This window comes from Nocardia sp. CA-128927, assembly GCF_050955855.1.
Taxonomy (GTDB): domain Bacteria; phylum Actinomycetota; class Actinomycetes; order Mycobacteriales; family Mycobacteriaceae; genus Nocardia.
The window spans coordinates 2,641,897-2,663,477 of record NZ_CP192087.1 but is presented as its reverse complement, the minus strand read 5'-3'; the positions used below and the strand labels follow the sequence as shown (position 1 = coordinate 2,663,477).

The window sequence follows — 21,581 nt, the reverse complement described above, 5'->3', positions numbered from 1 at the left end:
CCTTCCTCAGCGCGATAGTGCAACCCTTTGTCCGGTACCGGCCCGGTCGCCGCATCAGCGTGAAGCGTCCTCCCCCGCGCTATTCCACCAGACGTGACGCTCACTCAGGCGGGACACGACGGTGGCATGGCTCGGCGTTTGCCGAGTTCGGCTACGGCAAGGTCAGGGCCTGGCCGATCAGGGCGAGGTAGAGCGCGAGGATGAAGACGACGGCGGGCAGGGCGGGATAGTCCGCGCGGTTCCCACGGAGGAACTTCAGTGCGCCGAAGGCTGGAATCAGCAGCAGCGAAATGGGGAGCCAAGCGATGAGCGACGACGGCGAGGAGTAATCCCATGGCCGGACGAGAGCGAGATCGCACAGCACCGCCGCGACCGCGCATAGCAGCGACGCCGCGACACTTCCCCTGGCGCCCAGGGCATTCGAATACAGCAGCTCGTCCGGACGATGTTCGCGCGAGGTCTTTCTGGCGAACTCGAATTGGAGGAACGCACCGGCGAAGACACCGGCGACCGCCGCGGCCTGCCAGTGTGCGCGCACCTCTCCGGTGTCGATCGCCGAGACCACGATGTAGCCGGTGACGAGTAGTTGCACCGGATAGGTGACGACCAGGTTGACCAGGATGTTGGTGCGCACGGTGGCGAACAACCGCTCCAGACCCCACAGAACCAGCCCGTAAGCCATTGCGACGGCGATCATTACGGCCGAACCGACGGACAGCGCGAGACTGGCCGCGATGGCACCGATCGCGATGAGCCCCATCGCTACCCGCAGTTCGACAGCACTCACCGCGCCCGTCACCAACGGACGGTCCGGGTTATGGACACGGTCGTATTCGAGATCCTTCTGCTCATCGACCATCCGCAGATACAGCAGCACGAACGCGACGACCACGATCCGGACCACGGTGGCACCGGTCGGCCGCCAAGCCGAATCGGGCTGCGTCACAAGGGAAGCCGTGCCCTCCAATGCGAGCACCCACAGCACGCCGTACAGCAGGTAGTGCGGCTTGTACATCACCGCGGTGAACCGGGCGATACGCGCGGCGGACACCAGCGGATTGATCACTCCCACCTATCCCACATGGTCACCTCGGCGGCCGGAGCACGCCGCCCCGGCCCATCACTGCCGGGCAACAGCCGCGCGACCGGGACCATGGCCACCTGGGCCACTTCCTCGAACGGGATACCCAACAGGTCCGCGACCTCCCGCTCGTGGGCCAAGTGCGCCGTCGTCAGGCACGACCCGAGTCCACGTTCGCGCAAGGCGAGCATGAAGTTCCACACCGCGGGATAGATCGACCCGTAGAAACTGGCCAGCCGCAGCGGCGACGCGGACTCCGGCGGACGGCCGAGCGAGCAGACGAGCACGAGCGCGGGCACCTCGTGCAGATGCTCCGCGAGATATCGGCCGGACGCGAGATCGCCGAGCTGATCGGGTCGCGGCGTGCGCCCGGACAGGTTGGCGGCGAAGCCCTTTCGGTAGTACTCCGCGATTCGCCGCTTGGTCTCCTCGTCCTGCACGACGAGGAATCGCCACGGCTGCCGATTGCTGCCGCTCGGCGCCTGCACCGCGATATCCAGGCACTCCAGCAGATCTCGTCGCTCGACCGGCCGTGTGAGATCGAGGCGGCGGCGAAACGATCGCGTGGTGGTCAGCAGTTCGGTGCCCATCAGCGATCGACCTCCGCTTCCTCGGCATCGAAAGCCAGTTCGTCGTCGGCGAATTCGAGATCGACCGCGGCCGCGAGCGCGTCGCACTGCCGGATTTCGCAGTGGATGACCGTCCGGTCGGCCTGCTGCCCGGTGATCTCCGCGACGCACTCGGCGGGGCGGTCCAGCTCCACGAACCGTTCGAAAGCGCTTCCGACGCATTCCAATCGGGGTGCCCGGTGCAGCACCATGGCCAACGCGGTCTGCCTGCACGCCTCGATCAACAGGCTGCCGGGAACGTGGTCGAGTTGGTGGTCGAACAGAAACGGATGGCCGAGATCGGGGACCAGCGTGGCGCGGGCAGTAGTCCCGGATACCTGCGGCGCGGCGATCACGACATTGCGCCAGTTCTCGCGTCCGACGTCGGCCGAGACCGCGCGGTCGTCGAGCGCCGAAGCACCCAGAAACGCCCCGAGGCCGAGGCTTTTCCGGAACGCGCCGCGGAGCCCCGTCCATTGCCGCGGCGTCATCCAGGAGAACGAACCGTCGACGGTCATCATCGACTCGTCGCCGCAATCGATTTCGAGCACCATGTCCAGGCCCTGCACCGTCTCGCCGCGCACGTGCCGCCGCGGCACCCGCGCCCGCATCACGAGATCGGCGGGGGCCGTGCCGACTTCCCAGGCCGGGGTGTCCGCGCCGGTGCCGTTGAAGGTGCGCACGATGAACGCCATATCGGAAGGGACGCCGTAGAACTCGTGGCTGAGCGCGATCGCGGCCTGCCTGGCGGCCTCCATCACCAGCAGCGGATCGTGGCGCAGGCCGAGTGATCCGATGTGGTCGCTGTAATAGGCGTGCATCCTCGGTAACTGGGCGCCGACCACGAACTCGTCCTCGGCCACCGTGTCCAGTGAGGTGACGAACACCTCGGACACCGCGCACCGGTGCGCCAGCTCGCGCGAGATCGTGCGTAGATGGGTCGCTGTCTTCACCGTTTCCACGTTCGCCGTCACGGTCGTTCCTCCAGCCAGTCTTTCGCGGACACCGGTCGCAGCGTTTGCGGCTGCGTGCCGACCCGCATCGGGAGTACATAGGACCCGAGCACGATCACCGACCACGGATCGAGTTTCCGGCCGTCGGTCCACGCGGAATACAGCAGTCGCGCGCATTCCGCGTCCGACTGTGCGTCGAATTCGGGCGCGACCGGGGCACCGGCCGTCGCGAGATCGCCCAGGATCCGCTCGACAGCGGCAGCACGGTCGAAACTGCGAGCGGGTGCCTGTGCGTACAGGTCGTTCGCGATCGTGAGGGCTTCCGACGAGCGGTCGACACCCTCGCCCACCTCCGCTATCACTGTCGCCCTGCGGTGCTCGTCCAGGTAGATGGCGAGCTCCCGCAGTACATCGGCGGGATCGTCGGGCGAATGCACCAGATTCAGCAGATAGCTGTGCCGGCCGAGCAGATGGCGCAACTCGCCGGGCTTGCGTTTGCGTGGGTCGGTAGCGCCCTTGGCCTCGGTAAGGCGCACGGGGACAGGGAGTTCCGTGTCCTCGCCGCGGACGACGAGCACCAGCACGTCCGAAATGCCGACCAGCAGATCGGCCAGGCGCCTGCGTTCGGGTGAGGCGATGTTCCAGGCGAAGTACCACAGTGCGCGGGCGAAGTGCCGGTCGACCGCGACTCGGAAGGCGGATACGACCCGGAAGTCGTTGTCTGACAGCCATTTCAACGTTGGCTCGACGGACCTAGCGACGATGGCGTCCGGTTTGAGCAGCAGCATGGAGTGCTCTCTGGCGAACTTCGCGGCGTCGACGCCGAGGCGGTCGAGTTGGTCGACGGTCTCCTGCAGGTAGGTGTCGTCGACGTAGGCCGCCACCTTCTCCTGCTGCGGCGTCAGCGCGGCGAGCAGCTCACGCAGCGGCGCGGTCACCGGTCGGCTCCGCCGGAGTCGTTGCCTGCCAGCACTTCTTCGATCGACGGCAACGGCACGCCGAGATACCCGGATTCCAGGCAGTAGTCCAGCAGCACCCGCAGATACTCCTTGCCGGTCGACGGTGATGGTTTACCGAGCAGCACTTCGGCATTCGCGGTGTCGAAGGCCAGCCGCCGGTCGAAGTAGCTGGTGTAGAGCGAGCCGATGCGCCGGTAGTACTCGCGCTCGATGGCGCCGAGATCGTCCTCGCGGAAGGTCGCGGCGGGCACGAAGGTCGCGACCTCGAACGACGGGTATTCGGCGAGCACGTCGGATACCTCGCGCAGCGACAACGTGTCTCGGCCGAGGGCGTGGAAGGTGCGGTGGGTGGCCGAGTCGAAATCCAGTACGGCGGCGGCGATCACATCGGCGACGTGGTCGACCGGAGCCAGCGAGAGCGTCGCGTCGTACCGGCCGGGCAGTGAGCGCAGTTTGCCTTCGACCATGAGTTTGACGACGGTGTAGAGATTCTTGTACTCGCGGATCACGCCCGTGCCGCTCGCGCCGGTCACGATGCCGGGTCGGACAATCGCCCAGCGCATGCCTTGCTCCCCGGCCGCCTGCACGAGCTGTTCGGCGCGGAACTTGCTCTCCTCGTAGCCGTTTCCGAAGGTTTGGCCCGCATCGAGTTCGTCCTCGGCGATGGTGCCGCCGCGCCGTCCACACACGTAGGTCGTGCTGACGTACACGAGCGGGATATCCCAGGATTGCGCCAGTGCGATCGCATTGGCGGTGCCCTGCACGTTGAGCTCGTGGTAGTCCGCCGGTCCGGCGTCGAACGCGGTGGTGGCGGCGCAGTGCACGATCATGCCGACACGTTCGGACAGGTCGGCGGAATCACGCTGGGACAGGCCGAATCCGGGACTGCGGATGTCACCGGCGACCGGGCTGCCCGCGCCGAGGACAGTGCCGTCGTTGCGGACGATGGACGAATTGCTGTGCAGCACAGCGGCGACCGGGCGGCTCGCGGCGGCCAGCCGGGCCACCACTTCCGCGCCGACCAGTCCCGTTGCGCCGGTGACCAATACGGTGTCACGCGCGCTCATGATTGGTCTCCCGCAGCCAATGTGGCCGCGACCAGGCTGATGACGTCACCAACCCGGCGCACGCCGACGAGTTGCTCCGGTTTGTAGCGTGGCAGGCCGAACGACCGCTCCAGCACGACGGTCAGTTCCATCAACCGCAGCGAGTCGAAACCCAGGTCCTCGATCAGCCGTTGGCTGTCGCCGGTCGATGCCTGCGGGTCGGGTGCCATGGCGTGCACCAGCTTGCGTACCCGCTCCGCCACCGCCGCGTCAGCCATGGCGGTCATGACCGCACCGTGTCGTCGCGTAGGTGCGGCTGTTGGCCGCCGGAGGTCAGTAGGTCGCGGGCTTCGTCGAGCGGTAGGTCGGTGTCGAGATAGCCTGCGATGCGGAGCCAGTCGTAGCCGATGGCCAGGGTGCGCCGCCACTGTTCGCGGGAGTCGAACGAGGCCGGGAAGTTCGCGGTTTCCGGGTCTGCGGCGACCGAGCGCACCAGCGTGACGAAGTCGTCGATGACCGAGATGCCGGTGCCGGTGTCGCCCGTTTCGACGAGTTCCGAGAATCGCACCTGCCGAGCCGATTCCAGCCGCGCCAGCAGGTCGTCACGCTGCTGAGCGTGTGGTGGGAGGAGACGTTGCAGGGTCGTCGACGGGGCGACGTCGGCGGGCAGCGGGTGAATGCCGAAGGCGGACAACACGACCCGCACGGCCATCGCGATCATCCGATGTGCTGCGATGTCGGCGACCGCGCCCTGACCGTTCTTGACCGCACCCGCCAGATCCTCACGTGCGTTCTCCAGGACGATGTTCGACCACACCAGGCTCATCGCGCACTCGGTGAAGCGGCGGGCGGGCAGCGGTGAGAGGGTCGCGATCGAGTCGTCGCGCGCGGCGCCGGTCACGCCGAGGGCGGGTGCCAGCGCGGACGGCACGGGTGTGTACGGCCGCACTGGTTTGCACATGGCGAGGGCAGGTTTCAGGAGATCACCACGGCGCCACTGCAATCCGACGAAGCCGAGCCGAAGGAACTCGGCCAGTTCGACGGTGTTGTCGTGTTGCGCGCGGGCCAGCACGGCGGCCAGCGAGTGTCGGAACACCACCGAACGCCAGGCACGGGTACCGCTGTCCGAGAGTACGAAAACGTCGCTGTCACCGCGGATGACGTGTACGCGCTGGCCGATGGCCCAGGTGGTGACGCCGGGTACCCGCGCGAACAGAAGCTGGTCGGCATCGTCTTCGACGCCTGCGACACCGAGGTCGGTGGCGAGCTCCAGAACCTGCGCCCAGGTCGCCCGCTCGGACAGCGCCCGCGCCTTCGCATCGCCGAGCACGCTTGGCAGGGCGTCGCCGTACGTCCGCTTCGGATCGTCACCCGCCCACGCACCTGAATCGCTGAGATCGAGGTAGCGGTCGATGAGTTCGTCACTACCGATCCGATCCAGTTGCTGTGGAAGCCATTTGGTCTCCAGGTAGCTTTCACCGCGCCGCGCGGCCCAGCCCTTGATGGCTTGCAGCAAGCCGTCGCGTGCCCAGTCGATTGCCTCGTCGCGCGCCTTCAGGGTGCGCAAGGCGATGGCGTACCGCAGGGCCTGCTGGGCGCGGGCAGTCCACCAGTCCGCGATCAGTGTCGTGAACGTGGAATACGGCAGCAGCGTGCGCAGTTCGTCGATATCCGGGCTGCCGGATCGGACCACGGTCGCTCGCAGGAACCGCTGGCACCTGTTGAGCAGGTCCTCGTCGAGCTCGGTCACGGTCGCGGCCTTCGCCACCTGTTCGAGCTGTCGCCGCATCTGGGACTCGGAGCGGGTACGCACCTCGACCCGGCGGCCGTCGATGAACAGCACTGTCGGCAGCGTGGGCAACTCTTCGTCGCCGGGTGCGAGGACCAGGAAGTCCACGTCGGACCCCTCGTTCCCGAAGCCCTCGGCCAGTGAGCCCTCGAACAGCACGGTCGAATTCGCGGGAACTGCAACACTTTCCAGCGCACTGTCGAGCAGCTGGTTGACCCGTTCGGCGGCCAGCGTCGGCTCGGGCACGTCGTCGCGCCCTGCCCCGGTCTCCACTCGATTCCGGCCGTCGTCGGTGGGACCGTCCGCCTCGTGCACAACCGCGTCCGCCAGAGCCCCGCTACGGAACTGCTCCCACATGTACCGCCGACGCGGTTTGCCGCTCGACGTGCGGCGGATGATTCCGCGCGGACCGGTGACAATGGTGACCGTCTGTGCAGGCCCCAACTCGCCACGAATGATCTTGCGCGCCTCGGAAATCCACTCGCCGGGCTTGGACTCGGCGAACAACGCGATACCTTGCTCGCCTGGCTCAGTGATCGCGACGGCAGCGAGTTTGCCTTTGGTGACACCGGTTTCCTGCGCGACGCGGGATTCGATGTCCTCCATGAACACCGAGCGCCCGCGCACCTTCAGACTCGACCCCATCCGGCCGAGCACGAACACCTCACCGCGATGCAGGAATCCGGCGTCGCCGGAGTAGAGCGCGCCGCCGACGATCCTGGTCGACGCGTTATCGGAATCGTCGGAGTACCCCAGCGCCACCGAGTCACCGACGACCACCATCTCGCCGAGCGTGCCGTCGGGCAGCTCGTGGCCTTCCTCATCGACCACCGTCACAGTGGATTCGGTTGTCGAGTAACCGAGCCCGGTGATCCAGCCCGCGCCGTCGACGCGGTGCGTGTCGTCGAGCAGTTCCCGCTCGAGGATGGTGACGGGTTCACCGAAGCGCAACGTTGGGGTGTCGATGCGCAGGGCGGTGATCGGGCGGTGTCGCGCCGAGGACGTCACCATCAGCGTCGACTCCGCCAACCCGTAGGCCAGCGTGTAGGCGTTCATCGAAAAGCCAAGGGGGCCGGTGAGGTTCGCGAACGATTGGAGGTCGGCCACCTCGACCGGCTCGGAACCGACGGCGAGCGTGCGCCAACCGGACAGGTCGAGGTCGGCGATCTCCTCGGGCGAAACCCGATGTGCCACATAGCCGAGCGCGAACGACGGCGACGGGGAATGCTGCGCGTGCGCCATCGCCCGCAACCAGCGCACGGGCTCGCGGACGAACTGGTCCGGGCGCATCAGGTACAGATCGCCCTGATTGGTGACGGTGGTCAGGAACGCGCCGACCAGACCCATGTCGTGATACAGCGGGAGCCACGACACCATCGCCTCGCCGTGCCGCCACTCGACCAGCGCGGAGATCATCGCGATGTTGTTGGCCAGGTTGTGCCAGCTCACCCGCACCCCGCGCGGGGCGGCGGTGGAGCCGGAGGTGAACTGCAGCAGCGCGCACTCGTCGGGCGCGCCGAACACGCGTTCTTCGGGCGGGCACGGGCGCAGCGTCGATGCGTCGATCACCAGCGGTTCGTCGGTGCGTCCGGCCGCCGTCGCCGCCTGCCGCACGAACTGCTCGAATTCCGTCGAGGTCACCACCAGCCGGGGCCTCGCCTGCACCAGGATCGCGGCGATGTGGGCGATGATCTGGTCGAGGTCGCCGAACATCGGCGGCGCGACCGGCGTGAACACCCCGCCGCACGCCCAGACCGCGTAGAACGCCGCGACACAGGGGAATCCGGTCGGCATGATCACGCAGGCGCCGTCGCCGCTGCCCATCCCGTGCTGCCGCATGAGCGCGGCGATCGACCAGGTCTGTTCGGCCAGTTCGGCATAGCTTCGAAAGTCCCAGCCGTCGGCCTCGTCGGCCAAGTGGATCCCGGCCCGCCCGGCCGGGTCGGCTAGCCAATCACGTACGGCCGCAACGTCTTTGTCATGATCCATCGCGGACATCTCCTTCGGCCAGCACAGTAACGGTTCCGTTTGTGCCATCGACCCGAATCCGCATACTGGTCCGTACCTTTTTGGTTACGTCTTTGACCTGGACCACCGTCGGCACCCCGAGTTCCCGTGCCACGATCGCGACATGGGTGAGCGGGCTACCGCGCTCGATGACCAGCGCCGACGCCGAGGGCAGTGCGGCCACCCAGCCGGGATCGGTCCGATATGCCACCAGAATGCCACCTGCCACGTCGCGTGGCTCGTCGACGACGACCGCGGTGCCCTCGACGATCCCGGAGGCCGACGGCGTGCCCGTGAGCACGGTCCCGGCCGCGGCCGCCGGGGTGTCAGTGAGCGGCACCCAGCCCTGGCCCGCCAGCTCGGCCCGGCCGAACGCGGGTCCGGTGGTGACGAACCTGGCCGGAGCGACCAGCCCGGCGTCCTTGGCGCGCTGCGCCTTTCGTGCGCCGACGAGGTCGCGTAGGTCCGTGGTGTCGGCGTCGTCGTAGCAGCCGCGCAGTTCTTGATTGGTCAGGTAGAACACGTCGGAGAACTCGTCGATCACGCCGCGCTCGGCCAGGTCGCGGCCCATCACTCGGATCATTCGCTTGACCATGCCGAAGGCCCTGGTCCGACAGAACCGGAGCCGCTCGCGGTGCGCGGCGCAGCGAGAAACCTTGCCGCGCAACCGTTCATAGATTCGGCGACAGACGCCGTGCAGGTGGGCGTCGAGGTATTCCTCGGCCTCGTCGCGGTGGCCGAGCGGCGCGTCGGGCAGGGCGCTGCGCAGCATGATGAACAGGCTTGCCGGATCTTCGCGTAGGTCCGGTGTTTCCAGTTTGAGTTCGTCGAGGCTTCGATAGCCGTAGCGGTTGATGTAGTCGTCGACCTTGTCACGGAAGTCCGGCCGGTCCGCCAGGGTCGGGTAGATCTCTTCCGGCGCGGTGGAATGCACCAGGGCGGTCAGTTCGGGGTCGGCGCGGGCGGCGTCGGCGAGCGCCTTCATCGCGCGGGCGGGTTCGGCGGATTCGACGTCGGCGCCGGGGCCGACCACCGCGTAGAGGAACCACTCCGGGGCCTTCGGCAGCAGCAGCTTGGTCAGCAGGAACATCAGGCCGGTACAGGTCAGCAGGATCGCGTCGAGGACCATCAGCGGGCCCCAGCGTTCGACCAGGTCGCGGTCCACTTTCCGGTATGCCGCATAGGCTTCGGGGCCGGAAAGCGCGGTGTAGTCGATGGCGTCGTATTCGTCGTAGACGCGGTAGAAGTCGGTCATGAACTGTCCGACGATGTCGTCGATGCCGAACAGTCGTCGCAGATAGGTCAGTGTGGTGACCGAGCGCGACCGCAGGCGGCTCAACGGGTTACCGAACGTGAACGGCCGCAACGTTTTCGCGATGTCGTCGGCCAGCGGCTCGTCCACGCCGAGCGCGGCCTCGAGCACCTTGCGGTTCAGCGGATATCCCGGTGCGATGCCCACCATGCGATACCAGTGCAGCAGGTTGTAGTAGACGCGACCGTGAAAGTAGCCGAGCAGCACCGGAGTCCACTGTTCGGTCTGCCGCAGCTGCGTGTCGGGGACCCGGAGGGATTTCGCGTAGCCGTGGTACACGCGGCCGTAGATGTCGGCGGCGGTGGTGTAGGTCAGCGGGGACGTGAGGCCGTTGAAGCTCTCGATGATGTTGGAGTTGTCCCAGATTCGCTGTTCGCCGTCGGGCACCACCTCGCCCGCGCCGCGGATGATCGCGCCCGGGCGAGCACTGAGGGTGGTGGTGATCGGGCGCGATTGCAGGAACCAGAGTCCGTCTTCGTCGATCGCCCATTCCACGTCCTGCGGGGCATCGAACTCGGCCTCCACCTTGCGGCCCAGTTCGGCGACCTCGGCGATCTCGGCGTCGGTCAGTGCGGGCAGTTCGCGGCGCGACGGGTCGATCTCGCTGATCGCGTAACCCTGATCTCCCTCGACCACGTACGAACGGTCCTTGTTCCCCAGCACCGTTTCCAGCACCGCACCGGAGGACTTGTCGACCACCACCGAGTCGGCGTCCACCGCACCCGATACCAGGCCCTCACCGAGCCCGTAGACCGCGCTGATGACCAGTTCGTCGCGCGCCCCGCTGATCGGATTCGCCGTGAACATCACGCCGCTGGCCCGCGCCGCGATCAAACGTTGCAGCACAACCGCCACCGCGCCCGCCCTGGGCTGCTTGTTGGCGAACGCATAACGCAGCGATCGTTCCGAGAACGCCGACGCCCAGCAGTCGCGCACCCGGTCGAGCACCGCGTCGACGCCGTTGACGTTCAGGAAGGAATCGAACTGGCCCGCGTAGGAATGCTCCGGCCCGTCCTCGGCGACCACCGACGAGCGCACCGCGATCGGGCCGCCGAGTCGCGCGTAGGCGTCGGCAATCAGCTCGCGGATCTCGGTCGGCAGCGGCGTCGCGGCGATCTCGGTACGCAACGCGGCACCGGCCACGATTGTCGCATCCAGGTCATCCAGCTGTGTGACCTCGGTCACCATCCGCAGGAGATCGGTCTCGGCGGTGAACCGCGCGAAGACATCGGTGCCGAGAACGGTCCAGTCCGGGGCCCGAAATCCGCACTGCCGCAGGCGGTGCAGCCCGCGCGCTTTACCGCCGCCGACAGCGGCGATCGTCGCGATATCGGTCCACGGTCCAAGCACCTGCACGGCATGCTCCCATCCCCCTGATCATCGTGCCGCAGCACAGCGCTCCGGCAGGCGAGCCGAGCAAACGTAAGGGGTTGTATGGATATATCCGAGAATTCACCGCAGTGTTAGCCCACAATCCTAGGTGCTCGGTGCGGCGACCGCCCCCGCGCGCGACGACCGTTAAGCTACGAAGCAGTTTCGGTGTGTTCGGTGAGGATGTGATTCGGGCGGTGAGTTGGACCTTCACTCCGGACGAGTTCGCCCACCTCTGGCGCGAAACCGACCAAGATCGGCATCCGTACCCGCTGCGGATCCTGGAGACGGCGCGCACCGAGGACGAGGCCGACCGGCTGCGCGCGACGCTGAACGAACGGCTGCCGCTCGGCGCCGACCCCGACCTGAGTGCCTGCCTGCGCATTCTCGCGGCGCCGCACACCAGGATCGTCGCGATCGGCGGCACCCACACGCCGGGTAGCGAGATCCGGCTGCTCGCCGCGGCGATCTTCGACCGAGCCGTGCTCGCCGTGCAGGAGCCCGGCACGACCCCGGATTTCGGCGGCCGCGTTCGCCTCTCGATCGGGCACAGCGGCAAGCTGGGCGTCCGGATCGCCGGACTGCTGCCCGACGCCCCGCCCGGCCGCGAACCGGCCCGGGTGGCGCCGACGGACGCCGTCCGCGACGAGGAGACGGTGGTCGCGCAGCAGCCGATCGCGCCGCGCATCCGCAAGCTGCTGCTGAAACCGCACAGCGCGGAAGGTCATATCCGGATCGAGCCCGCGCTGGACCGGCCCACGCCGGCACCGCCGATCCACTACACCTGGTTCGACGTCAAGGGGGACGGGCGCTACCTGATCAGGGCGGGCAAGGAAGTCCACATCACGCCCGCCTCGGCCGAACAGATCGGTGCGCAACTGCAGAAACGCATCCTGCCGTGAACTCGTTCGCCGATGCCGACCGATAACCACTGCTGCCGGTGGATCCGGCCACGGGTTAGTCTGAGGCTGACCGACCATCTCAGGGGTGTGCGATGACGATCGAGACCAGCCGAGCCGATATCGTCCGGTTCAAGCAGGCGGCCCAGGCAGGCACCGTCCAATTCGACCCGGCCGCGGCGCGGCGTTGCGCCGAGATGTACGACCAGCAGGCCGAACGCCTGATCCATCTGCAGCAGCGCCTCGAAACCGCCTCGGAGCTGGGCGGATTCGGCGGATTCGTGTCGGCGCAGCAGTTACAGGCCGGGTTCAATCACAAAGCACGGGATGCCGCTACGTTGCTAGATCACTACATCGAGGCCGCCTACCGGATGAAAGAAGCGTTCTTGATCAGCGGCGGGTTACTCGAAGAAGCCGATGCCGCCAATGCCGCCGCCGTGCGCGCCGTCGCATCGAGGCTCCCGCGATGACCGGCACCGATCCCGACTACATCAGCTCGATGGAGCACTTCGAGTCGATGCGGCACGAAGAGATCTACGCGAAGGCCCAGCAGATCGACGCCGCCGAGGTACTGCGCGCGTCGGTCGCCTGGCTGGAGGTGGCGGGCACGCTCAGCACCTCCTTCCCGCTCACCCGCGGCAGCGTGGACCGAGTCATGAACTCGATGGAGTGGAAGGGCGCCACGGCCGACGCGGCATACGCCAGCATCCACAGCTTCGCGGCCTCGGCCGATGAGCTCGCCGCGGTCATGGGCCAGGTCGGCGCCAGGTTGGGCGGCGTTGCCGCGGCGGCCGAGGCAGTCAAGATCGCGGTGGCACCGCCCGGCGCGTCCGGGCCGATCGGCGCGATCGCGCGACTGCTCGAAGCCGCGCACGTCATCGACGCGAAGATGGCTGAGGAGGCGCTGCGGCAAGAGGCCGTGCTCGCGATGAACATGGTCTACAAACCGGCTTATGGCATGGCGGGCAAAGCCGTTCCGGCGCTGCCTTCGCCGCCTGAGTTGTCGGCCGAGGTCAAACCGGCCCCCGCCGCGCCACAGCAGCGTCGGCCGGTGCCGCCGAGCGAGCCGGAGTACACCCCGCCGCAGAGCCAGCCGGATGGACGTCCGCCAGCCCAGCCGAACGGCCACCCGCCAGCACCCGCGCCCACCCCGTCGGTCCCGGAATCCCAAGCGCCGCCGAGCACTACGACGCCGCCACGCCCGGCGCCCGACCCGCAGCCGACACCGCCACCGACTACCCAGCAGGCACCGCCACCGTCGACCCACCAGGCGCCACCGCCCGCACCGCCGACCCCGGACGCACCGCCGACTCAGCAAGCGCCACCGTCGACGCAACAGGCCCCGCAGCCCCCGCCAACCCAGCAGGCGCCGCCCCCACCGCCGCCGTCGACCGAGCAGGCACCCCCACCGCCGCCCCCGGCACCACAACCGCCGCCGCCCGCCCCGGCGCAACCGCCTGCCCCCCTTCCGGATCCAGGCGGCCAGCCAGGCGTCACCGGCCCGATCCCCCCGGAAAACGAACAGCAGCAACCGCAGTCGACCACCAACCAACCCGGAGTCGTACCCTCCCAGAAGTAACCGCTTGCACGTCGAACCCGTTGGCGCGCACCGCATTGGCCACGAGCAGCAGCTCATAGTCGCACACGTCTGTGCCACGGCCGCTTTCGCTAAACCTGCGCACGCCGAACGGTTGGCCGCACCACTTTGGCCGCAGATACCTGCGGCAGGTGGCTAGACCTTGACCAGGTCGTCGGCGTGGATTACTGGGCGCTGCATGGTGTCTGGGAGTTCGGCGGTGGAGTGGCCGAGCATGCCGATGAGTTCGGTGCTGTCGTAGGCGACTACGCCGCGGGCGACGATGTGGTTGTCGGGGGCGACCAGGTCTACTACGTCGCCGCCGTAGAAGCGGCCGCGTAGGGCGGTTATGCCTGCGGCCAGGAGGGAGCGGCGGTCGGCTACAGCGCGTGCTGCGCCGTCATCGATCAGTAGTGCGCCTCGGCTGTCGGCTGCGTGGCGGACCCAGAACTTACGGGCGGACAAGCGGATTGGGCGGGCGGCGAATGCGGTGCCGACCTTGCCGGTGGTCAGTGCTTCGTCGGCGGCGGTGGCCGCGGCTAGTAGTACGGGGACGCCTGCGTCGGCGGCGAGGCGGGCGGCGGACAGCTTGGACGCCATGCCGCCGGTACCGAGTGCGCCACCGCTGCCTGCGATTACGCCGTCGAGGTCGATGCTGTTACGGACCTCGGGGATGAAGTTCGCGGCGCCCTTGCGTGGGTCGCCGTCGTACAGACCCTCGACGTCGGAGAGCAGGACCAGGGCGTCGGCGCCGACCAGGTGGGCGACCAATGCGGCGAGGCGGTCGTTGTCGCCGAAGCGGATCTCTTCCGTTGCGACAGTATCGTTTTCGTTCACCACGGCGATCGCGCCGAGCGAACGCAGCCGATCGAGTGTGCGCTGCGCGTTGCGGTGGTGCTCGCGGCGGGCGAAATCGTCGGCGCTCAACAGGACTTGGCCGACCGTGCGGCCGTACCGCGCGAACGAGGTGCCCCAGGCGTGGGCCAGCGCCAGCTGACCGACGCTCGCGGCGGCCTGCTTGGTGGCCAGGTCACGCGGGCGGGTGCTCAGTCCGAGCGGTGCGATCCCCGCGCCGATGGCGCCCGAAGACACCACCACCACATCGGATCCCGCGCGCATCCGCGCCTCGACCGCATCGGCGAGCCGATCGAGGCGTGCGGTGTCGAGCCCACCCTTCAGGCTGGTCAGCGCCGACGAACCGATCTTCACCACGACCCGGCGCGCCGACGCGATCGCCAGTCGGGCCTCGCTCAGTTCCGAATCAGCCTCGGTAGCATCCGAACTCACTGTCATCGCAATCGAACTCCCTGCGCAGCAATAGAACTCGCCGACACCGAACCCACCGTCGGCTACTCTTCGTCGTCCTTAACGAGCCCGCGGCGCACCCGCGACGCGTGCTTGCGCTCAGCGGCGCTGATCCGATCGTCCTGCTCCAGCCGGATATCGGTGCCACGGCCGGTGGGCACCATGTCGATGCCCGCCGAGATCTGCGGCTCCCATTCGAAGGTCACGTTGCCGATGGTCACCGGGGCGCCCGGCTCAGCACCCTGCTTGACCAGCTCGTCCTCGACGCCGAGGCGGGCAAGCCGGTCGGCGAGGTAGCCGACGGCCTCGTCGTTGTCGAACTGCGTCTGCACGACCCAGCGCTCGGGCTGCGAGCCACGCACGATGAAGCCGCCCGGCTCCTGCGGGTCGGCGATCACGCTGAAACCGGTCTGGTTGACCGCGATCGGCCGGATCACCGGACGCGCGGGCGCCGCCTTCGGATGCGCCTCGCGGTACTTCAGCACCAGATCGGCGAGCGCGAAGGTCAAGGGCCGCAAGCCTTCTCGGCTGACCGCGGAGATCTCGAAGACCGGCCAGCCGCGTGCGGTGAATTCCGCGGTGACCATTTCGGCCAGCTCGGCGGCATCCGGCACGTCGATCTTGTTCAGGATCACCACGCGCGGCCGATCGGCCAGGTCGCCCAGGTCGGCGTCGGCGCTCAGCGCCGGTCGGTAGGCCGCGAGCTCGGCTTCCAGCGCGTCCACGTCGGAGACCGGGTCCCGGCCCGGCTCGAGGGTGGCGCAGTCGACGACGTGCGCGAGTACCGCGCAGCGTTCCAGGTGCCGCAGGAAGTCGAGGCCGAGGCCGCGACCCTCGCTGGCACCGGGGATCAGGCCGGGCACGTCGGCGACGGTGAAGGTGGTGTCACCACTGAGGACCACACCGAGGTTGGGCACCAGGGTGGTGAACGGGTAGTCCGCGATCTTCGGCTTGGCCGCCGACAGCACCGACACCAGCGAGGACTTGCCCGCGGATGGGAAGCCGACGAGGCCGACATCGGCGACGGACTTCAGTTCGAGGACCACCTCGATCTCTTCGCCGTCCTCGCCGAGCAGCGCGAAGCCGGGGGCCTTGCGCGCCTTCGAGGCGAGTGCGGCATTGCCGAGTCCACCGCGACCGCCACGGGCGGCGATGAACTGGTTGCCCGCGCCGACGAGGTCCATCAGGACTTTGCCGTCTTTGTCGAGCACCATGGTGCCGTCGGGCACCTTGAGCAGCAGGTCGATGCCCTGCTTGCCGTCGCGGTTGCTGCCTTCGCCGGGCTTGCCGTTGCCCGCCTTGGCGTGCGGGTGGAAGTGGAAGTCCAACAGGGTGTGCACGTTGGGGTCGACTTCGAGGATCACGTCCCCGCCGTTGCCGCCGTTACCGCCATTGGGGCCGCCGAGCGGCATGAACTTCTCGCGGAGTACCGAAGCACAGCCGTGTCCGCCTTTGCCGGCACGCACGTGCAGTACGACACGGTCGATGAACTTGGACATTTCCGAATCATCCTCCTTCAGGACTGGTCGATCGCAGTGGTGCGTGGGTGAAACGCGTAGGTCTTTCGGAAAACGCGCTCTGTGTTCTGAAAACGCGAAAACGGGCCAGGGTGGCGACCCTGACCCGCTCGGCTGTTGTCTGGAGAGGTAAGGCCTAGGCCTCGACCGGCTCCGGGACGACGATGTTGACGGTCTTGCGTCCGCGCTTGGTGCCGAACTCGACCGCGCCCGCCGCGAGGGCGAACAGGGTGTCGTCACCGCCACGACCGACGTTCACGCCGGGGTGGAAGTGGGTTCCGCGCTGACGCACCAGGATCTCGCCTGCGTTGACCTTCTGGCCGCCGAAGCGCTTGACGCCGAGGCGCTGGGCGTTGGAATCGCGACCGTTCCGGGAGCTGGACGCACCCTTCTTGTGTGCCATAGCTGAATCTCCTCGGGATGTCTTACTTGATGCCGGTGACCTTGATGACCGTCAGCGGCTGACGGTGACCCTGACGCTTGTGGTAGCCGGTCTTGTTCTTGAACTTGTGGATGCGGATCTTCGGGCCTTTTGTCTGCTCGACGACCTCTGCGGCCACGGAGACCTTGGCCAGCTTTGCGGCGTCGGTGGTCAGGTCGGCCCCGTCAACGACGAGAACCGGATCCAGGGCGACGGAAGTACCCGGCTTACCCTCGATCTTCTCGACCTTCACCAGGTCACCGACCGCGACCTTGTACTGCTTTCCGCCGGTCTTGACGATCGCGTACGTTGCCATCGGTCGGCTTCCTCCACTCGAATAAGTACAGTCATGTTTCTTCTCGCGTCACAAGTGCGAGACGCGAGATGTTCTTGGCTGGCTTGCTGCGCGGGGCGTGGTATAACGCCCATCGCCAGGCAGCGACCGACTTAGGTTACCAGAGCACCCCTTCAGCGACACAATCCGCCCGTCGGCAGCCTGCGAGCAACCCTTTGTCCGTGGGGTTTCGGTGTGTTTCCCGCGCTCCGGCGAGCGCCGCGAGCACGGTCGTAGACGGCCCGTGCGTGGCCGCCACCCGACGAGACGGCCGGTCGCACCCGAAGGCATGACCGGCCGTATCGAAGCTGTCAGAGCAGCTGCTACGACTCCGCAGGCGGCGGGCCCGCGGGACGGCCCACGGCACGACGCCGCGGCCTGCGCTGCGGCACCTCGACCGGTGCCTCGGCGGTGAAGTCGACGGCGGGCGCGGGCGCCTGCTCAGCGGTCGGCAGCACGAACACCGCGCCACTGCTGTCCGCGGCGGGAGCTGCGGCCGAACGAGCGACTCGACGACGCCGTCCGGTACGCGGTGCCGGTTCTGGCGCACCGTTGGTTACCGCACGATCCGCGGCGGGCGGTGTCACCGATTCCGCAGGAGCGGCCGGTGTCTCGGCGACCGGTGCGGTCTCGACTGCCTCGACTGGTTCGATGTCCTCGTCCGCGGCAGTCTCGGCCTCGGCCTCGACGACCTCGGTCTCGAGCGGCTCGACCGCCACCGCCGCGCTCGCCGCCGCGATCGACTCGTCCGGACCTGCCACCGACTCGTCCGTGTCGATACCCGACTCGTCCTCGTCCGCATCACCGTGATGCGCGGCCATCGCCAACGCAACCGGGTGCGCCCGCTTGACGGCGATGTCCTCCTCGGACTCCACCGGCGCGGTCCCGTTGGTCGCGACGACCGGCGCGGCAGGCGCCGCACCCTTGTCGCGGCCACGGCGGCGACGCGATCCGGTTTCCCGAGCCGCGCCACGTGCGCCCCCGTCGTCGCCGGAAGACGGCTCGACCGGGTAGGCGTGCACCAGGATGCCGCGCCCATGGCAGTGCTCACAGGTGGTCGAGAACGCCTCGACCAGGCCGGTGCCCAGCTTCTTACGGGTCATCTGCACCAGGCCGAGCGAGGTCACCTCGGACACCTGATGACGGGTGCGGTCCCGGCCGAGTGCCTCGGTGAGCCTGCGCAGCACCAGGTCCCGGTTCGACTCGAGCACCATGTCGATGAAGTCGACGACGATCATGCCGCCGATATCGCGCAACCGCATCTGGCGCACGATCTCCTCGGCCGCCTCCAGGTTGTTGCGGGTGACCGTCTCTTCCAGGTTGCTGCCGCCGGAACCGGTGAACTTGCCGGTGTTCACGTCGACCACCGTCATCGCCTCGGTGCGGTCGATCACCAGGGTGCCGCCGGAAGGCAGCCACACCTTGCGATCGAGCGCCTTGGCGAGCTGTTCGTCGATCCGGTAGGCCTCGAACACGTCGACGCCGTTGTTGTTGTCGTGCCGGGAGACCCGGGCGAGCATTTCCGGCGCGACGGTGCCGATGTACTTCTCGACCGTGCTCCAGGCCCGGTCACCCTCGATGACGAGCCGGGAGAAGTCCTCGTTGAACAGGTCGCGGATGACCTTGACCAGCAGGTCGGGCTCTTCGTACAGCGTCTTGGGCTGGCCGTCGTTCTTGCCTTCGGCGGCCTTCTCGATGGTGCGCCAGGTCGCCTGCAGCCGTTCCACGTCGCGGGCCAGCTCGTCCTCGGCGACACCCTCGGACGCGGTGCGAATGATCACACCGGCGTCGTTGGGGACGATGTCGCGCAGGATTTCCTTGAGCCGCTTGCGTTCGGTGTCGGGCAGCTTGCGGCTGATGCCGGTGGAGGTGCCGCCGGGCACGTACACCAGGAAGCGGCCGGCCAGGCTGATCTGCGTGGTCAGCCGGGCGCCCTTGTGCCCGACCGGATCCTTCGAGACCTGAACCAGCACCAGCTCACCGGGCTTGAGCGCCTGCTCGATCTTGCGCTCCTTGCCGCCGAGACCGGCGGCCTCCCAGTTCACCTCGCCGGCGTAGAGCACGCCGTTGCGGCCGCGGCCGATGTCGACGAACGCCGCCTCCATGCTGGGCAGCACGTTCTGCACCTTGCCGAGGTAGACGTTGCCGACCATCGACGCGGAACCGGTGCTGGTGACGAAGTGCTCGACCAGGATGTTGTCCTCGAGCACGGCGACCTGGGTGGCGGTCGGGTGATCCGGGAACGCCTTCTCGCGCACCACCATCACCCGGTCCACCGCTTCGCGCCGGGCCAGGAACTCCGACTCGGTCAGGATCGGCGGGCGACGCCGACCGGCCTCGCGGCCGTCGCGCCTGCGCTGCCGCTTGGCCTCGAGCCGGGTGGAACCGGTGATGCCCTGCACCTCGTCGACGGCGGCGACGGCGCGGCTGCGGCTCTTGTTCCGCGGCTCGCGCTCGTGCACGACGGTGTTCGGCGGGTCGTCCTCGGTCGTGGCTGCTGCCTCGGCCTCGGCGGGATCGCCGGCCACCTTGCGACGGCGACGACGGCGACGGCGACGGCTCGCGCCCTCGGGCTCGTTCTCGTCGTCATCGGAGTCGGCGTTGTCGTCGGACGAGTCGCTGACGTCCGTGTTGCTGTTGTCTTCGGCGGCGGTGTTGCCGCTCTGCTCGTCCTCGTTGTCGTCCGAGTCGTTCTCATCGTCGGCGTCGTTCTGCTGCTCGCCACGACCGCGGCCACGGCCACGGCGGCCACGACGCCTGCGACGCGGCTGACCGTCCACGTCGCCCTGCTGGTCGGTCGACTCCTGGTCGTCCTCGACCGTCTCGGGCTCTTCCTCGGGCTGCGGCTCCTCGACCACCGGCTCTTCGCGCTGAACGACACGCTCGGTGCGGCGCTTGCGGCGCGTCTGCTCGGCGGCCGCGGCATCCGGCGGCAGGAACAGCGGTGCCTGCACGACGGCGGCCGACTCGAAGACCACCGGGGCGGCGACGTGCGGCTCTTCCCGGACCGGGTGGGTGAACAACTGCACCGAGGGCTGGTGCGCCACTTCGTTCGGGTTCTCGGCGCCGGAGTTGCCGATCAGCGGCTCGGGCGCGGAGAAGACCAGCCCGCCGTGACCGCGACTAGGCGCGGGCTCCGGGTCCGGGTCGGCCTGGACCGGCGCTGCCGGTGGCGTCTCGACGACCGGCTCGGCTGCGGCTTGCGGCGCTGGGGCGTCGCCCTCCGGCGGACCGAGCGCGTCGCGGACAGACTCCGCGATCGCTCGATCGACGTTCGATTGCGCGCTGCGCGCGTCGGACCCCAACTCGGTGAGCTTGGCCAGGATGCGCTTGCTCGTTACCCCCAGCAGCTTGGCGAGTGCGTGAACTCGGATTCGCTCCGGCAATTGTTCGGCATCCTGTGGTGTTGTTTCCAATGGCTCTTTTTCGGCCACGAAGTCTCCTCGGACCCCCGGGCGCGTCCCTCCCGGTAAGGAGTGAAGCGGCCGACGCGGGGGCACTATCCGTTCGCCTCACGCTGTTCAGCGCAAGGTCATGTGGTCTCGCCCCGCATGTCCGGTTATCACCATGTTGTTCGTCGGTTTGGGCTAACTGGTCACGCGGCGCCTGGCTGTTGGCTGAACTCCACGATTGTGAGCGCTCATCCAGCGTGCCGACGCGAACAGCAGGCCCAGCGACCGGGCCTTTTGTCCGTGGCAGCGATGATCGGCATCGAACCGCGGTGTGTCATCCGGCTGCGATGGCCCCGATAGTCCACGTACCTGCGCGAACAGTCGGCATCAAAAGCAGCCGATGTCAGTATCCCATACCGTGCGCCGCGGGCTCACCGCGGCGCACGACTAACCTCGCTAAAGCTCGGTTAGCCGCGCACCGCTGGGCGCTGTGTTTTTGGTTCGCTCGCTGCGCTCACTCACGACTGTGTTCAACTCGCAAACTATTTTCAGGCCGGAAACTCGGGGAACCAAAGAGCAATCTCCCGCTTGGCCGATTCGGGCGAATCGGACCCGTGTACCAAGTTCTCCTGGGTCTCCAGGCCGAAGTCTCCGCGAATGCTGCCCGGTACGGCCTTTTCGACCGGGTCGGTGCCGCCGGCGAGTTGCCGGAATGCCGCGATGGCGCGCGGCCCCTCCAAAATGGCCGCGACAACGGGGCCGGAGGTGATGAATTCGATCAGGGAGCCGAAGAACGGCTTTTCGGCGTGCTCGGCGTAGTGGCCCTTGGCCAGCTCCTCGGACACATGCTTCAGCTCGAGGGCCGCGATCTTCAGGCCCTTGCGCTCGATTCGCACCAGCACCTCGCCGACGAGGCCACGGGCCACACCGTCCGGCTTGATGAGTACCAACGTCTGCTCAGTCACGGCGCACACTCTAACCGGCACCCCCGGTGGGTACCGAACTCGCGGT

At 67.9% G+C, this 21,581-nt stretch carries 17 protein-coding genes; 3 read left to right on the top strand and 14 right to left on the bottom strand.

Annotated elements, in window-relative coordinates; all coding sequences use genetic code 11:
- Positions 1-151: 151 nt before the first annotated feature.
- From ACQPW1_RS12620 to ACQPW1_RS12585, 8 genes are read right to left on the bottom strand one after another with little or no spacing between them, the layout of a single operon-like run.
- Positions 152-1,072: a hypothetical protein gene (locus ACQPW1_RS12620; RefSeq protein WP_433662903.1), complete on the bottom strand. Its 921-nt coding sequence runs from the start codon at positions 1,070-1,072 to the stop codon at positions 152-154.
- Positions 1,063-1,671: a nitroreductase family protein gene (locus tag ACQPW1_RS12615; RefSeq protein WP_433662902.1), complete on the bottom strand. Its 609-nt coding sequence runs from the start codon at positions 1,669-1,671 to the stop codon at positions 1,063-1,065. The genes ACQPW1_RS12620 and ACQPW1_RS12615 overlap by 10 nt, the downstream gene beginning before the upstream one ends.
- Positions 1,671-2,663, bottom strand: coding sequence for a ScbA/BarX family gamma-butyrolactone biosynthesis protein (locus tag ACQPW1_RS12610; protein ID WP_433662901.1), 993 nt, complete (start codon positions 2,661-2,663; stop codon positions 1,671-1,673). Before ACQPW1_RS12610 ends, ACQPW1_RS12615 begins: the two co-directional genes overlap by 1 nt.
- Positions 2,660-3,580, bottom strand: a complete 921-nt coding sequence (locus ACQPW1_RS12605; RefSeq protein WP_433662900.1) for a nucleoside-diphosphate kinase — start codon at positions 3,578-3,580, stop codon at positions 2,660-2,662. The genes ACQPW1_RS12610 and ACQPW1_RS12605 overlap by 4 nt, the downstream gene beginning before the upstream one ends.
- Positions 3,577-4,668 carry an SDR family oxidoreductase gene (locus ACQPW1_RS12600; RefSeq protein WP_433662899.1) on the bottom strand — a complete coding sequence of 364 codons (1,092 nt, stop codon included), beginning with the start codon at positions 4,666-4,668 and terminating at the stop codon, positions 3,577-3,579. The genes ACQPW1_RS12605 and ACQPW1_RS12600 overlap by 4 nt, the downstream gene beginning before the upstream one ends.
- Positions 4,665-4,934 carry an acyl carrier protein gene (locus ACQPW1_RS12595; protein ID WP_433662898.1) on the bottom strand — a complete coding sequence of 90 codons (270 nt, stop codon included), beginning with the start codon at positions 4,932-4,934 and terminating at the stop codon, positions 4,665-4,667. The genes ACQPW1_RS12600 and ACQPW1_RS12595 overlap by 4 nt, the downstream gene beginning before the upstream one ends.
- A complete protein-coding gene (locus ACQPW1_RS12590; protein WP_433662897.1) occupies positions 4,931-8,425 on the bottom strand; it encodes an AMP-binding protein in 3,495 nt (1,164 codons plus the stop codon). Before ACQPW1_RS12590 ends, ACQPW1_RS12595 begins: the two co-directional genes overlap by 4 nt.
- Positions 8,415-11,111, bottom strand: coding sequence for a phosphoenolpyruvate synthase (locus ACQPW1_RS12585; protein WP_433662896.1), 2,697 nt, complete (start codon positions 11,109-11,111; stop codon positions 8,415-8,417). The genes ACQPW1_RS12590 and ACQPW1_RS12585 overlap by 11 nt, the downstream gene beginning before the upstream one ends.
- A 185-nt stretch (positions 11,112-11,296) precedes the next feature.
- On the opposite strand from ACQPW1_RS12585, the gene ACQPW1_RS12580 reads away from it, so the two are divergent.
- The 3 genes from ACQPW1_RS12580 (at position 11,297) to ACQPW1_RS12570 (ending at position 13,604) form a co-directional block, all read left to right on the top strand.
- The gene (locus ACQPW1_RS12580) at positions 11,297-12,028 is read left to right on the top strand and encodes an ESX secretion-associated protein EspG (RefSeq protein WP_433662895.1); all 732 of its coding nucleotides are present in this window, start codon (positions 11,297-11,299) and stop codon (positions 12,026-12,028) included.
- A 92-nt stretch (positions 12,029-12,120) separates the two neighbouring features.
- Positions 12,121-12,495 carry a hypothetical protein gene (locus ACQPW1_RS12575; protein ID WP_433662894.1) on the top strand — a complete coding sequence of 125 codons (375 nt, stop codon included), beginning with the start codon at positions 12,121-12,123 and terminating at the stop codon, positions 12,493-12,495.
- Positions 12,492-13,604, top strand: coding sequence for a hypothetical protein (locus ACQPW1_RS12570; protein ID WP_433662893.1), 1,113 nt, complete (start codon positions 12,492-12,494; stop codon positions 13,602-13,604). Before ACQPW1_RS12575 ends, ACQPW1_RS12570 begins: the two co-directional genes overlap by 4 nt.
- Positions 13,605-13,757: 153 nt before the next feature.
- On the opposite strand, the gene proB is transcribed toward ACQPW1_RS12570, so the two are convergent.
- The 6 genes from proB to ndk all read right to left on the bottom strand — a co-directional run bounded on the left by proB (position 13,758) and on the right by ndk (position 21,535).
- Positions 13,758-14,894: a glutamate 5-kinase gene (gene proB, locus ACQPW1_RS12565; RefSeq protein WP_433662892.1), complete on the bottom strand. Its 1,137-nt coding sequence runs from the start codon at positions 14,892-14,894 to the stop codon at positions 13,758-13,760.
- A gap of 56 nt (positions 14,895-14,950) precedes the next feature.
- The gene (gene obgE / locus ACQPW1_RS12560; RefSeq protein WP_433662891.1) at positions 14,951-16,405 is read right to left on the bottom strand and encodes a GTPase ObgE; all 1,455 of its coding nucleotides are present in this window, start codon (positions 16,403-16,405) and stop codon (positions 14,951-14,953) included.
- Positions 16,406-16,559: 154 nt separating this feature from the next.
- Positions 16,560-16,826: a 50S ribosomal protein L27 gene (rpmA, locus tag ACQPW1_RS12555; protein ID WP_040732806.1), complete on the bottom strand. Its 267-nt coding sequence runs from the start codon at positions 16,824-16,826 to the stop codon at positions 16,560-16,562.
- A 22-nt stretch (positions 16,827-16,848) separates the two neighbouring features.
- Positions 16,849-17,160 (bottom strand): 50S ribosomal protein L21, encoded by a 312-nt coding sequence (rplU, locus tag ACQPW1_RS12550; protein ID WP_040732804.1) that lies wholly within the window; start codon positions 17,158-17,160, stop codon positions 16,849-16,851.
- 341 nt (positions 17,161-17,501) lie between these two features.
- Positions 17,502-20,612, bottom strand: coding sequence for a translation initiation factor IF-2 N-terminal domain-containing protein (locus tag ACQPW1_RS12545; protein WP_433662890.1), 3,111 nt, complete (start codon positions 20,610-20,612; stop codon positions 17,502-17,504).
- 506 nt (positions 20,613-21,118) lie between these two features.
- Positions 21,119-21,535 (bottom strand): nucleoside-diphosphate kinase, encoded by a 417-nt coding sequence (ndk, locus tag ACQPW1_RS12540; RefSeq protein WP_433662889.1) that lies wholly within the window; start codon positions 21,533-21,535, stop codon positions 21,119-21,121.
- Positions 21,536-21,581 lie beyond the last annotated feature (46 nt).

Coding starts and splice junctions, on each gene's coding strand:
- ACQPW1_RS12615 (WP_433662902.1), bottom strand. CDS start 1,671: ATGGGCACCGAACTGCTGACCACCACGCGATCGTTTCGCCGCCGCCTC.
- ACQPW1_RS12600 (WP_433662899.1), bottom strand. CDS start 4,668: ATGAGCGCGCGTGACACCGTATTGGTCACCGGCGCAACGGGACTGGTC.
- ACQPW1_RS12595 (WP_433662898.1), bottom strand. CDS start 4,934: ATGACCGCCATGGCTGACGCGGCGGTGGCGGAGCGGGTACGCAAGCTG.
- ACQPW1_RS12590 (WP_433662897.1), bottom strand. CDS start 8,425: ATGGATCATGACAAAGACGTTGCGGCCGTACGTGATTGGCTAGCCGAC.
- ACQPW1_RS12575 (WP_433662894.1), top strand. CDS start 12,121: ATGACGATCGAGACCAGCCGAGCCGATATCGTCCGGTTCAAGCAGGCG.
- ACQPW1_RS12570 (WP_433662893.1), top strand. CDS start 12,492: ATGACCGGCACCGATCCCGACTACATCAGCTCGATGGAGCACTTCGAG.
- proB (WP_433662892.1), bottom strand. CDS start 14,894: ATGACAGTGAGTTCGGATGCTACCGAGGCTGATTCGGAACTGAGCGAG.
- obgE (WP_433662891.1), bottom strand. CDS start 16,405: ATGTCCAAGTTCATCGACCGTGTCGTACTGCACGTGCGTGCCGGCAAA.
- rpmA (WP_040732806.1), bottom strand. CDS start 16,826: ATGGCACACAAGAAGGGTGCGTCCAGCTCCCGGAACGGTCGCGATTCC.
- rplU (WP_040732804.1), bottom strand. CDS start 17,160: ATGGCAACGTACGCGATCGTCAAGACCGGCGGAAAGCAGTACAAGGTC.